The 13,318-nt window shown below is 64.0% G+C and carries 11 protein-coding genes and 1 pseudogene; 8 read left to right on the top strand and 4 right to left on the bottom strand.

Annotated features, from left to right (window positions below; translation table 11 throughout):
* Positions 1-179: 179 nt before the first annotated feature.
* Genes A7A09_RS22185 through A7A09_RS17910 form a run of 3 tightly spaced genes read left to right on the top strand, consistent with a single transcriptional unit; the run spans position 180 to position 3,105 of the window.
* The gene (locus tag A7A09_RS22185) at positions 180-974 is read left to right on the top strand and encodes a hypothetical protein (RefSeq protein ID WP_366466271.1); all 795 of its coding nucleotides are present in this window, start codon (positions 180-182) and stop codon (positions 972-974) included.
* Positions 953-2,236: a 4Fe-4S binding protein gene (locus A7A09_RS22180; RefSeq protein WP_366466269.1), complete on the top strand. Its 1,284-nt coding sequence runs from the start codon at positions 953-955 to the stop codon at positions 2,234-2,236. The genes A7A09_RS22185 and A7A09_RS22180 overlap by 22 nt, the downstream gene beginning before the upstream one ends.
* Complete coding sequence (locus tag A7A09_RS17910; RefSeq protein ID WP_106692702.1) at positions 2,233-3,105, top strand: FAD:protein FMN transferase; 873 nt, start codon at positions 2,233-2,235, stop codon at positions 3,103-3,105. Before A7A09_RS22180 ends, A7A09_RS17910 begins: the two co-directional genes overlap by 4 nt.
* A 3-nt stretch (positions 3,106-3,108) precedes the next feature.
* Here the strand turns inward: A7A09_RS17910 and A7A09_RS17905 are convergent, their stop codons facing one another.
* The 4 genes from A7A09_RS17905 to A7A09_RS17890 form a co-directional block, all read right to left on the bottom strand.
* Entirely contained in the window at positions 3,109-3,999 is an 891-nt protein-coding gene (locus tag A7A09_RS17905; protein ID WP_106692701.1) for a substrate-binding periplasmic protein, read from the bottom strand.
* 7 nt (positions 4,000-4,006) lie between these two features.
* The gene (gene pedF / locus A7A09_RS17900) at positions 4,007-4,696 is read right to left on the bottom strand and encodes a cytochrome c-550 PedF (RefSeq protein WP_245999446.1); all 690 of its coding nucleotides are present in this window, start codon (positions 4,694-4,696) and stop codon (positions 4,007-4,009) included.
* A gap of 103 nt (positions 4,697-4,799) precedes the next feature.
* On the bottom strand, positions 4,800-5,771 hold the full coding sequence (locus tag A7A09_RS17895; RefSeq protein ID WP_106692658.1) for a YVTN family beta-propeller repeat protein: 972 nt from the start codon (positions 5,769-5,771) through the stop codon (positions 4,800-4,802).
* Positions 5,768-6,940: an ABC transporter substrate-binding protein gene (locus A7A09_RS17890; protein ID WP_106692657.1), complete on the bottom strand. Its 1,173-nt coding sequence runs from the start codon at positions 6,938-6,940 to the stop codon at positions 5,768-5,770. Before A7A09_RS17890 ends, A7A09_RS17895 begins: the two co-directional genes overlap by 4 nt.
* Positions 6,941-7,248: 308 nt before the next feature.
* Between A7A09_RS17890 and A7A09_RS17885 the strand changes: the two are divergent.
* The 5 genes and pseudogenes from A7A09_RS17885 to A7A09_RS17870 all read left to right on the top strand — a co-directional run bounded on the left by A7A09_RS17885 (position 7,249) and on the right by A7A09_RS17870 (position 13,302).
* A pseudogene (locus A7A09_RS17885) lies at positions 7,249-9,017 on the top strand (PQQ-dependent methanol/ethanol family dehydrogenase).
* Positions 9,018-9,178: 161 nt separating this feature from the next.
* The gene (locus tag A7A09_RS17880) at positions 9,179-9,886 is read left to right on the top strand and encodes a response regulator transcription factor (protein WP_106692699.1); all 708 of its coding nucleotides are present in this window, start codon (positions 9,179-9,181) and stop codon (positions 9,884-9,886) included.
* Positions 9,867-11,042, top strand: coding sequence for an FIST N-terminal domain-containing protein (locus tag A7A09_RS17875; RefSeq protein WP_106692656.1), 1,176 nt, complete (start codon positions 9,867-9,869; stop codon positions 11,040-11,042). Before A7A09_RS17880 ends, A7A09_RS17875 begins: the two co-directional genes overlap by 20 nt.
* Positions 11,043-11,044: 2 nt before the next feature.
* Positions 11,045-11,401: a hypothetical protein gene (locus A7A09_RS21665; RefSeq protein ID WP_245999445.1), complete on the top strand. Its 357-nt coding sequence runs from the start codon at positions 11,045-11,047 to the stop codon at positions 11,399-11,401.
* 2 nt (positions 11,402-11,403) lie between these two features.
* On the top strand, positions 11,404-13,302 hold the full coding sequence (locus A7A09_RS17870) for a hybrid sensor histidine kinase/response regulator (protein ID WP_245999444.1): 1,899 nt from the start codon (positions 11,404-11,406) through the stop codon (positions 13,300-13,302).
* Positions 13,303-13,318 lie beyond the last annotated feature (16 nt).

Here is a 13,318-nt window from a genome sequence, read left to right as displayed (position 1 = left end):
TCGTTGATCACCCAGGGTGCAATCATCCCTGCCGCAATCGTCATCTTCTGGAGCTGCATCCTATGGGGATGGAGCGCCGCAGCCGACAGCCCAACGATATGTGCGGGCGCAGCCGACGCTGGCCGGGCTATCGACCTTCGTCCAATTTACGCCACTTGCAACGGTATTACAGTTTTGGAATGCGTTGGCTTGTCTTATTCTTGCTGCTGGGAGCCGCTCCGCTTCGTGCCGATCCCCTGGCGCGTGACGAAATCGCGGCGATGATCTCGGCCCCCTATGCACTGGGTGAGCCGTTGAACGATCACGGCGTGTGGAGCCTGCTGAATTCGGGTGGCGGCGAGGCGGGCTATGTGTTCGAGACCGGTCCGCTTGCACCGCTCCCCGGTTTTTCCGGACAGCCGATCAATATCCTCGTGATGCTGGATCTCGAGGGCAGGTTCATCGACACGCGCCTGCTGTCGCATAACGAACCGATCTTTGTTTCCGGTCTGGGCGAGGCTCCCCTGCGCGAATTCCTGGCGCAATACCGGGGGCATTCGATCAACGAGGCCCTGGTCGTCGGCACCCCCTATGGCGAAGGACAGGAAGCGTCCGGGCTGGTCTATCTGGACGGGGTGACAAAGGCCACGGCCAGCGTGCGGATCGCGCATGAATCGATCCTTGCGGCAACGCTTTCCGTGGCGCGGGAACGGATGCAGGGGGTGAAGGCGGGACCACCACCGAGGCCGGATCCCGATCATGTCGAGGAACTCGAATGGGACGAACTGGCCGCCCAGGGGCTGCTGCGTCACCTGCATGTCGGCAATGCAGACCTGCAGGAGCTTTCGCCGGCTCGGTCTGGCAGCATGATGACCCTGATGCCGAGGCTGATCCCGAGGGAGCCTATCTCGATCTCCATGCGATCGATATCGGACCGCCGGCCATTGCCCGGGCTGTCCTGTCTCCTGCGACATTGGCCGAGGTCGAACGCCTGACATCGCTTGCGCCGGACGATGAACTGATCCTGTTGATCGAGGCAGGGCGCCACGGGCTGGTCGGCGAAAACTTCATCCGCAATACCGCGCCCGATCTGCTGGGGGCCGGGCAGGACGGGTTGCCTCTGGCGCTCCGGGACGCGGATATCATCGCGGAGCTTGGGGCGAAGGTGCCAAAGGAGTTGCGGGACGCCACGATCATGGTGCTGCGGCTCGACCGTCGTCTCGGCTTCGATCCGACGCGCGAATGGCGCTTGATCGTCAAGGCACAGCGCAAGCACGGAATGCTGCAGCCCGAAACCGGCATCAGGGAATTTCCGCTGGCCATGCGCCTGCCGGAAAGATTCTTCCTCACCCCAAGCGCCGCCGCCGCCGCGCCCCCCTGGCTGGATGCCTTGCGGAATCGTCAGACCGACATGGTCCTGCTGGGAGCAGGCTTGCCACTGCTGGTCCTGTTCCTGTGGCGGCAGCGATGGTTTGCGGCAAGGCGGCATTTCACTGCGATCCGGCTGTCGATTCTCGCCCTGGTCATCGGCTTCGTCGGGTTCTGGGGGCAGGGACAGCTTTCCATCGTGACGCCCCTGGCGGTGATCCGGGGCGTCACGCAGGGTGGCGGATTGGCGGTGCTGCTTTACGATCCCTTTTCGCTGCTCATCTGGCTGACCGCCATCCCGGGTTTTTTCCTTTGGGGGCGCGGGCCGTTCTGCGGCTGGCTGTGCCCCTATGGGGCGATGCAGGAATTCGCCCATCATCTGGGCCGCCTTCTGGGCCTGCCGCAATGGGAGCCCCCCCGGTCATGGGGGCGGGCGCTGCTATGGACCGGACCCGTTGCCCTTGCCGGGCTGGTCGCGACGGCCTTTCTTGCGCCCGAAAAGGCCGAGAGCGTCGCCGAGATCGAGCCGTTCAAGACGGCCATCACTACCTATTTCATGCGGCCATGGCCCTATATGGCCTGGGCCGCCGGATGGCTGGTATTGTCGATGATCTGGTTCAAGGGGTTTTGCCGTTCGCTCTGCCCCTTGGGCGCGATGATGCGGCTTGGCGGTCTGCTGCGCCTGCGGCGCTGGATCCCGCGGCGCGCGGAATGCGGCAGCCCCTGTCAGCTATGCCGGGTGCGTTGCCGTTACGACGCCATCGCGCCCGGGGGAGACATCCGCTATTCCGAATGTTTCCAATGTCTCGATTGCGTCCGCATTCATGACGACGCGCGGCAATGCGTGCCCCTGATCCTCAAGGCGAAAGGCAGGAGGGCCGCGGCATGATCGGGCGCAGGCGATTCCTGACGATCATGGCGGCTGCGGCCGCCTCGACGGGTTCGGTGGGAGCAGCCGAATGGCGCGGCCGGGCCCTTGGGACCGATGCCCGCATCCTGATCCGCGGCGGAGCGGTTTCGGCACGGATCATCGCCGCGGTTCGCGCGGAAATCGAACGGATCGAACAGGTGTTTTCCCTTTATCGCGAATCGGAGCTGGTGCGGCTCAACCGCAAAAGCCGGGGAAGGGTATCCGCCGATCTGGCTGCGGCCCTGACCCTTGCCCGCAATGTCCACGAGGCGACGGAAGGCGCTTTCGATCCCGCCGTCCAACTGCTCTGGCAAGGGCTGGCGCAACCCGCCGGCAAGACAGCAAGCACAGGCCTGCTTGCCTTCGCGGGTTTGCGGCAGAACGGGCGCCGGGTGTGGTTGGCAAGCGGGCAGGCGCTGACCTTCAACGGGTTGGCGCAGGGGCTCGCGACCGATCGCGTCGCCGCGTTGCTGACAAAACACGGGTTTGATGAAATGCTGGTCGATATGGGCGAGAACAAGGCAATCGGCACGGATTTCAAACTGGCGCTTGCCGATGGCCGAGCGGGCTCTCTGGGCCGGATCACCCTGCGCGCGGGGCGCGCGATTGCGACATCCTCGCCCGATGCCTTGCGCTTTCCCGGAGGGCAGAGCCACATTCTCGGCCCGCAGGGGCAGGTGCCGCGCTGGTCAAGCGTCTCGGTCGAGGCCGGGTCGGCGGCACTTGCCGATGCCGCCTCGACCGGATTCGTGCTGATGGACCGGGATGCAATCGGCCGCGCGGCCCGAAGGCTCGGGGTCGGCCCGGTCCGGCTGGTCGATTTCGAGGGAAACCTGACGGCGCTGTGAGCCTTATCGCAGGGCGGGATGATAGGTCACGCCATATTTCCGGAAGAGCCGTTCAAGCCGCCCATCCGAGATGGCTTCGCCGATGATATCATCGACCGCATAGCCGAGGGGCCGATGCTGAGCCGACAGCGCCAGACCCAATGTCCATGTCGAGCGTTCAAGCCCCACCAGCGGCGGTTCGTGGACGGCAATGCCATCGCCCGCCCCCGCCTCAAGCTGCGCCTGCGGTCCCATCACCGCCATGATCTCTCCGTTGTTCAGCGCCTCCATGGCCTGCGCGACCGATGGGTAACGATGAATCCTGTCGCCGCCCGCACCGACCAGCGAGGTCAGGTGGAAATCGGAGAGCGAGTCGTTCTCGACCCCCACCGTGTCATAGCGGAAATAGGCCGGGACCGGGGGCTTCTCGGGGTAGTCGGCACGGCGATAGGCGATGGCCAGATGCTCGTCGGCATAGATGCCGGTGAAGACGACCTGATCGAAGCGGCAGGCGTAATCCACATCATAGGGCGCATGCAGGAACAGGTTCGAGACATGCCCGCCCACGACCGCGCCGCGATAGATATAATTACGCAGATCGTGGTCGAACGTCTCGCCAGCCTGCACAAGGCGGATGCGCGTCTCGACCCCCAGGCCATCGCCGATCATTCGCGCCAGATCGACATCTATGCCCCGCGCCTCGCCCTCCTGCTCCCAGGACCAGGGGGCGAAATCCGCATAGACCGCCACCTCGATCCAGCCATCCTCGACAATCCGGTCGAGCCCGCGCCCGATATCCTGCGGAAAGCTGTTCTGAAGCCGCTGCTCCGGCGCGACACCTTCGCATGCCGCGAAAAGCGGAGCGGGGACGAGCATTGCCGAAAGCAGTAGTGGAAAGGCGGCACGAAGCGTCATCATCGCCTCAATGCGAAGCCGAAAGGCCGATCTCCAGCGCCTCGGCGGCCTTCTTGGCGCCATCGGGGTTGTCGGCCAGGATCCGTGCTGCCCGCGATACCGCGCTATCGGCGACCGGAGCGCCGGAGGCAGTGACGACCTGCTCCGCGATCTCCTGCAATTCGGTGGCGAGCGCGGCACTGTCGCCCTCGCCAGAGGCGAGCGTATCGTGAATTTCCCGCAGCCGCGCGGTATGGTCGTCCAATGCGCCATCCTCGGGCCGGGTCTCGATATAGGTGCGGATCGCCCATGCCGCTTTCTGGCCCAGAACCTCGCCAAAGGCCGGCATCTTCGTCGTTCCGTCCTGCGTATAACCGTGGCGGAACCGTTCGATATACCATTCGTCGCCATATTCCTCGGCCTCGAGATAGCGCAGGTCGGGGGCAAGACCACCGGACACCGCGCCAAGACCATGGCAGCGCGCGCAGTTCTGGTTATAGCCGGAATCGCCGATCTTCACCGCGGCCAGCCAGGTCTCCTCGCCGGCGGCATCGGCGCGATAGGGATTCTCGGTCAGCCATTCCTCGCCCACATCCGGCAGGGCGTCGGTCTTGATCGGCTGCGGCGCGACATCGCCATGGGCGAATATCTGCACCGGGATGGCGATGCATCCGGCGGCGAATGCCGTCAGCAGGGCTTTTTGCATCTTGGTTGGCATGCGGGCTCTCCTCCATGTCCTCTTGTCGCGAAACCAGATAGGGGCGGGCGGCTTGTCCCGGCAATTCGACCTTGGTCGATACGTGCCGGGTCAGGGTGTCGTGTCAGGGTGTCGGGCGGGCGGCGGCGCCCCAGGGAAAGCGCCCGGTCTTGATTGTCTTGACCGGCTTTTGCGACGCGATGTCGATCACCGTCACATCGCCCGAGACGCCGTTGGTGGTGAAAAGCTGCGTCTGATCCGGTGAGATCGCCATATGCCAGACCCGCCGTCCGACAAGGATGTAATCCAGAACCTCCCGGCTCGCGGCATCCACGACCGCAAGGTGATTGGCGGGACCAAGTGCCACGAAGACCTTGCTGGCATCGGGCGAGAATTTCATCCCCACGGGCTGCAGTTGCTCGGGCCGGACATTCGGCAGGGCGAAACGGATCTTGCCCAGTTCGGACCGGCTTTCGGCATCGAACACCGTCACCGTGCCCCCGATTTCCGAGCTGACCCAAAGTTCCCTGCCGTCGGGACTGAACTCGGCATGGCGGGGACGGGCATCGACCAGCGTATTGGCGATGATCTCATGGCTTTGCGTATCGATCCAATGCGCCATGTTGGTGGTTTCCGAGGTGGTGATCTGTATCCGCCCATCGGGCGAGATTCCCATCCCCTCGGGTTCGATGCCGACATCGATCTGGGCGACCACCTTGCGTGTCGCGGTATCGACGACGGTGGTGATCGCGTCATCCTCGTTGGCGATATACAGCAGCCGGTCATCGGGCGAGAGGATGAATTGCTCGGGATCCGCGCCCGAGGGCAGGTCATGCAGGATCTCGCCGCTATCGGGATCCATCACCTGCACGGCATTGGAATCCGAGGCGCAGATGTAAAGCCGCTTGAAATCGCGCGAAAAGGTTACACCGCGCGGCCTCTGCCCGGTGGGATGGGTGGCGATGACCTCCAGCGTATCGGTATCGATCACGCTGACCGTGTCATCCAGCTCATTGGTCACCCAGATCTCGTCGCCATGTACCGGCATGGCCGCGGTCAGGCCGAGAGCGAGGATCAGCAGGCAGGGTCGTTTCATTGCGTCGCTCCAAATTGCATGCATTCGCTGTCGGGCAGATCCTTCCCCAGGGTGTCGAGCTCGGAGCGCTCATGCAGGAAGCCCTCCAATGGCGCGGTCCCGACCACCGCGCGTTCGGTGACCAGCGGGATGGGCTGGCGCATCTGTCCGTTCCAGTTGCGGAAGGAAAGCGGCGTGCCGAGATAACCCGCCAGCCGGAAGGCGTCGGACAGAAGGTAATCCCGCAGCCCCTCCACATCCCTTGCCCCGCTGCGCGTGACTGCCTCGCCAATCGCGGCGACCGCAGCCCAGGCCCCGAAATCCTCGGATCGCATCTCGCGCCCGGCAGCATCGCGGAACCGTCCCTGAAGCTGCGCGGCGCCCCATTGCTCGACCACCCCGGACCAGCCCTGGGGCACGATCCCCTCCGAGCCGGCCAATGGGCGCGGCACCCAGGTGTTATAGGCGACATAGCGTCCGTAATCGCCGCGCTCATCAGCGACCAACAGCAGGTCATGTTCGGGCAGGTCCTGCGTGAACAGGGGAATCTCGGCAGAGGCCACGCGGCGCATATTCGCATCGAAAGCCCAGGCCTTCTCGCCTTTCAGCGCCATGCCGAATTTCTCCAGCGATGCGCGCAGGGCCGCCGCGAAAGCCTCGTCCTCGGGATTCGGCCCCTTGATCAGGACGAGATCGGTCCATTGCTTCTTCAGCGCGAATTGCGACAGGGCATCCGCCCGCATCGAGAGGCTGGGCGTGGTATGCAGCAGGTTGGCCCGGCAATCGCCGCCGCGCAGCCGGTCATCCTGCGCCGTCGCGTTGAAGATCAACGCATCCCCGGCGGCGGGCAGGTCGGCAAGCTGCAACAGCTCCTTCGCGGAGGCCTTGACGACCAGCAGCCGGGCACCGTCATCCAGAACCTCCTCGACCGCTGGCAGGAAAGGCGCGCCTGGCGGCACGACAGTCTCGTGCAGGACGTATTCCTGGCCGGTGAACTTGCCCGTCGCCGCGATCTCGGACAGCGCCAGACGGGCTCCCGCAACACCCAGATCCCCGGGCGGAGCGATCATGTTCGACAGGATCGGCGGCGGCGTCACCCGCCTTTCGATCATGTCGATGCGGATTTGCTCCGCTCCCGCCATGGTCGCATGGAACGCCAGGGCGATCGCTGTGGCGAATGATCCATTCATTTACGTTGCCCCCTCTCGGGGTGAAAGCTGGGCAAATCCACCGCCGGGGGAAATACGACCATCGTCTATGAACCGGCTGTGCCGCAGGTCATGATACGATCGGACGCAACGCGAACAACACCAGGACCCAAGCCGCAGATGCAACCTGCCCGGCTCCTGTCGTCTTGATTTTCAGGGTGTTCTCGGAATCTCACGCCGCCATTCGACCAATGGACAATATACGCGCCGCGGCAGGCCTTCATACTTTCGGGGATGCCTCGGGCCATCAGCATGACCGCCGGGGCGCATATATTGCGGAGGGAGAACCAATGAACAGATTCGTGCTGGCGGCGGTGCTAGCCATGAGCGGCATTGCGACCGCGGCGATGGCTGCCGTGACCGAGGAAGACCTGGCGAACGATCAGCAGAGTACCGGGGACGTTCTGACCAACGGCATGGGCCGGGGGTTGCAGCGCTTCAGCCCGTTGACCACGCTCAACAAGGAAAATGTCGGGAATCTCGTGCCTGCCTGGGCGTTCTCTTTCGGGGGCGAGAAGCAGCGCGGGCAAGAGGCGCAGCCCCTGGTCCATGACGGGGTGATGTATGTCACGGCGTCCTATTCGCGCATTTACGCGATCGACCTGAAGACCGGCAAAGAGATCTGGCAGTTCGATGCCCGTCTGCCCGAAGGCATCCTGCCTTGCTGCGACGTGGTCAACCGGGGGGCGGCGATCTATGGCGACAACATCTATTTCGGCACGCTGGACGCGCGGATCGTGGCGCTTGACCTGAAGACCGGCGATGCGAAGTGGAACAAGAAGATCGCCGATTACAAGGAAGGCTATTCCTACACCGCCGCACCCCTGATCGTGAACGGCCTGGTCATCACCGGCAATTCCGGTGGCGAATTCGGGATCGTCGGCGAAGTGCAGGCCCGCGACGCCGAGACCGGCGAGACGTCTGGACCCGTCCGGTGATCGAAGGGCATATGGGCACGCTCAACGGCGAGGAAAGCACCATGACCGGGGAGCTCAATGCGAGCTGGCCGGGCGATATGTGGAAGACCGGCGGAGGCGCGACCTGGCTGGGCGGCTCCTATGACGCCGACACCGATACGCTGGTCTTCGGCACCGGCAACCCGGCACCGTGGAACAGCCATCTGCGCGGCGCGGGCGAACCGGTCGAGGGCAATACAGGCGACAACCTCTATGCGGCCTCGCGGCTCGGGATCGATCCGGCGACGGGCGAGATCAAGTGGCATTTCCAGTCCACCCCGCGCGAGGGCTGGGATTTCGACGGGGTGAACGAGGTCGTTCCTTTTACCGACAAGGACGGAAACCAGCGTTTCGCGACCGCCGACCGCAACGGCTTCTTCTATATCCTGAACCGCGAAGATGGTGGTTTCGTCGCCGCCTATCCCTTCGTCAGCCAGATCACCTGGGCGGAGGGGATCGATGAGAACGGCCGCCCGATCTACAACGAGGACAACCGCCCCGGACCAGTGGACGCCGCGGCCGAAGGAGACAAGGGGCAGCAGGTCTTTGCCGTGCCGTCCTTCCTGGGTGGCAAGAACTGGATGCCGATGGCCTACAGCCAAAGCAGCGGATTATTCTATGTCCCCTCGAATGAATGGGGCATGGATATCTGGAACGAACCGATCAGCTACAAGAAGGGCGCCGCCTATCTGGGCGCGGGCTTTACCATCAAGCCGATCTTCGAGGACCATATCGGTTCGCTGAAGGCAATCGATCCGAATAGCGGCGAGATCAGGTGGGAATACAAGAACGAGGCTCCGCTTTGGGGCGGTGTGATGACGACGGCGGGCGGGCTGGTGCTCTTCGGCACGCCGGAGGGTGAATTCAAGGCGCTGGACGACGAGACCGGCGAAGAGCTCTGGTCGTTCCAGACCGGATCGGGGATCGTCGGCCAGCCCATCACCTGGGAGCAGGATGGCGAACAATATGTCTCGGTCGTCTCGGGCTGGGGCGGCGCCGTTCCGCTATGGGGCGGCGAGGTCGCCAAGAAGGTCAATTACCTGAACCAGGGCGGCATGGTCTGGACCTTCAAACTGCCCAAGCAACTGGCGCAGGCGGAGTGAACTGCCCCTGCCGGACATTCGGGCGCGCGCGGTTCAGGCCGCACGCGCCCTTTCCCGTTCCTTCTCTGGCGCTGCCGCATATTCGACCTATTTACGGGTCGGCGCGGATACCGATAGCGCGTAACATGAAGGGCAATGACAATCGCTATGAGGGTCAACCGATGGCCAGCCATTCTTCGCAAGACGTACAGCCCCGCTTCCGATCGGCATTGATCGTCGAGGACCATCCGCTGTTCGGCGATGCGCTGGCCATGACCTTGCAATCCGTCTCCGGCATCAGGACCGTTTCGCATGCCGAAAGCCTCGGACAGGCGGTCGGGCATATCGAGGGTGAAGAGCCGGTCGATATCATCCTTCTCGACCTGAACCTTCCCGATGTGGACGGGCTCGAAGGGCTGATCGCCTTGCGCCGGCTGGCACCGAAGATCCCGATCCTTCTGGTGAGTTCGCTCAATGAAACCCGCGTCATCCGGGCCGCACTTGCCGCGGGGGCGGCGGGCTTCGTGCCAAAGCATTCCCGCCGCGACATTTTCCGCGCCGCTTTCGACGCACTCGCGGCCGGAGAAATCTATGCACCGGATCTGCCCACGGCCGAGGAACTGGAGGCCATGGCGCCCTCGAATGCCGATGTCGCGGTCGGGCGGCTGTCGCGGCTGACCCGCCAGCAGGCCCGGATCCTGGACCTGATCTGCGAGGGCAAGATGAACAAGCAGATTGCGCATGAACTGGCGATCGCCGAAACTACCGTCAAGGCGCATGTCACGGCGATCATGCGCAAGCTGGGCGTCGTGTCACGGACGCAGGCCGTTCTGATGGCGCGCGACGCGAAGATGATGGGGCAGTTCGGCGATGCCGGAGGAAATTCGTAACCCGCTCGGGAAGGGCGCGGAACATGGCGGCACCCCCCGGCGCGCGTCGGCGGCATGCGACGGGGCGGATCCCGTCGCGGAACTGGCGGCGGGAATCGGTCCCGGGCCATTTGCCCTGATCATCATTCTTGCAGCCATCTCCGCCGATCTTCCCGCGATCCTCCGACGCGCGCGGGAGGCATGGCCAAGAACCGGGATCGCCGGCTGCACGACCGCGGGCGAGATATGCGAGGGCGGCTATGCCGACGGGCATATCGTGGCGATCGCATTCCCGGTGTCGGATTTCGCGGCCGAAACCGTCGTGATCGATCCGGTAGATGCGATCGACTCGCGGCTTGTCGTGTCGCAGCTTCAGCAGGCGCGCCGGAACCTGCTGAAACAGCACGAAGACTTTCCCCATGAACTCGCCGTGCTGATGGTGGACGGATTGTCGGGCCGGGAAGAGCAGCTCATCGCCTCTCTGGCCGGGGGACTCGGGCCGGTCCCGACCGTCGGAGGCTCGGCGGGCGACAACCGAAAATTCAATGCGACCCATGTCTTTGCGCAGGAAGCCATCCATGACCGGGCGGCAGTCCTGTGCCTGCTGCGTTCGAAGATGCGTTTCAAGATATTCTCGTTCGACGGCACGCGCCCGTCTCGCACCCAGATGGTCGTGACCCGCGCCGACACCGCACGCCGGGCGATCCTGTCCATAAATGACGAACCCGCGGCGCAGGAATATGCCCGGCTTCTGAATGTGCCGGCAGGGCATCTGGGGCCCGAGATTTTCGCGACCCGCCCCGTCCTTGTCCGCGCCGGAGGACGCCATCATGTCCGCTCGATCCGGAAGGTCGCGCCTGACGGCTCGCTGATCTTCTTCGGTGCCGTGGCCGAGGGCATGGTTCTGACCCTGTCCGAGGAATGCGATATCGCCGCGCATCTGGACGAGGCCATGCAGGAACTGTGCGGCGGGCGGGCACCGGGAATGATCCTCGGTTTCGATTGCATCTTCCGGCGGATCGCGGGGGAAGGCATGCAGCAGGTGGCACGGATCAACCGCATCCTCGACCGGCACAGGGTGGCGGGATTCTCGACCTATGGCGAGCAGATCAATTCCATGCATGTGAACCAGACCTTCACCGGCGTCGCTTTCTATGACGCCAAGGACGGCATTTGATCATGTCCCCGTCCGCTCGCCACCTTCCCGCCGATATCGAAGGGATGATGGCGCCTTCCGACGATATCCATCGCCGCCAGGAAAAGCTGGTGCGGATCGCGCAATCCCTGATCCGGCATATCGAGGAACTGCCCGGCGACAACGGTGCGAGCTACGCCCAGTTTCAACGCGCTGCCATACTCGAGGACGAGGTGCGGGCCCGAACGCGAGAGCTGGAACATGCGCTCGACCTGCTGAACAGCTCGAATGCCGAACTCGAGACCGCATACCGGGAAAAGGATACCGCACGGCAAAACCTCGCCGCCGCCATCGAGGCCGTCCAGGAGGCTTCGCCCTGTTCGATGCCGATGACGTGCTGATCATGTGCAATGCGCGTTTCAACGCGCTGCTTCCCGATATCGTCGACCGGCTCTGTCCGGGGCTGAGCTTCGACGACTATCTGCATCTGGTCGCCAGCTCGCGCCATCTCGGACTGCCGCCGGGGACAACGCGCGACGACTGGATCGCCATGCGCAAGCGCCGCCACAACGAGCGGCATTTCGCGCTTGTGCAGGGAATGGCCGAGGACCGATGGGTTCAGGTATCCGAGCAGCGGACGCGGGACGGCAGCACCGCCATCCTGCAGACCGAGGTGACCGATCTCATCCGCGCCGAACGGCAGGAACGCGGGCGGATGCTGGACGACCAGACAAGGATATTGCAGGCCACGCTCGATCACGTGCCGCTTGGCGTCTGCATCTTCGACGGGCGCCTGCAATTGCTGGGCTGGAATGCAAACCTGGCGGAATTCCTGGCAATTCCCCGGACCCGGTTGCGCAGGGGGATGCATTTCGACGACCTGCTGCATCGGCTTCGCACGCAATTCTCCTTTCCCGCCTTCCAGGGGGCCAACCGCCTGTCAGATTGGGTCCGCTCGGTCCGGCGCAAGGACAGTTTCAAGGTCGAGGCGGCGCGCGGGGGCGATGGCCGCAGCCTCGCCATCTTCGCACAGGAACTGCCGGATGGCGGATTCGTCATGTCGCTTGATGACATCACCGAACAGCGCAATGCGATGCAGGCGATCCGGCGGGCCAATGAAACGCTCGAATCGCGGGTGACCGAGCGCACATTGGAACTGGAGGATGCGCTGGCCAGTGCCGAACGCGCAAACGCCTCTCGCATCCGCTTCGTGGCCGCGGTCGGGCATGACCTGATGCAACCGCTTTCGGCCGCGACGCTTTACATCGGCTCGCTGATCGAAGAGGTGGATAACGCGCAGCAACGGCGCAAGCTGGAAAATGCCCAACGTTCACTGGATTCGGTGAGTTCGCTGTTGGGCGATCTGCTGGACATTTCACGGCTGGAGGTGGGGCAAGCCACCTTGACGATAGAGCCGGTGTCGCTCGGACCGATTTTCGAGCAATTGCGGCAGGAATTCGCCCCGGCCGCGCAGCAGAAGGGGCTGGAACTGATCGTCCGTCCGGTCCGGGCAACGGTGATGTCGGACCGGACCTATCTGCGGCGAATTCTCCAGAACCTGATTTCCAATGCCATCCGCTACACGGATCGCGGTCGTGTCCTGGTCGTGGCCCGCAAGCGCGGCGACCGGCAATTGGTCCAGGTCCGCGATTCCGGGCGGGGCATTGCCGAAGAGGATCAGGAGGTGATCTTTCGCGAGTTCAAGCGCCTCGACGTCAAGGCTTCCGCCGCAGAGGGGCTGGGCCTGGGATTGGCCATCGTCGAGCGCGCTGCCTCGTTGCTGGGTCACGGCCTGGAATTGCGCTCCGCGCCCGGTCGTGGAACGACCTTCGCAGTCGAGCTCGCCTCCACCCGCTTGGGCGACCGCCACCCGGCCGAGGAGAACGGCACCGGCCCGCAGATCGCCGAACGGGAACTCAAACTCACCGCCCTGATCGTCGAGAATGATGCAGAGATGACATCCGCGCTGTCTCAGCTTCTGGAGCAATGGGGCGTCGAAGTGCTGGATGTCGCCTCGGGCGAAGAGGCGTTGGCATTGCTGGAGGAAACCGGGGTCGAGCCCGATCTGTACCTGGTCGATTACCAGCTTGGCCCCGGCATGGACGGGCTGTCCTGCCTGGACCTGATCGGCGAAAGATCGATGGTTCCACCGGTGCGATGCCTGATGACAGCGGACAGGTCCGATGCGCTGTCGCGCGAGGTGGAAAAGCGCTCGATCGAATTGCTGCACAAGCCGATTTCATCCGAGAAGCTTGCCAGCTTGGTGTTCCCGGCACTCGGAATACAAGATGGAATGGGATAACGAGGCGAATTGTGCG

Source organism: Paracoccus methylarcula (assembly GCF_003007735.2).
Classification (GTDB): domain Bacteria; phylum Pseudomonadota; class Alphaproteobacteria; order Rhodobacterales; family Rhodobacteraceae; genus Paracoccus; species Paracoccus methylarcula.
Note: the sequence above shows the minus strand (reverse complement) of the source record. Positions and strands in the feature narration are given on the sequence as shown.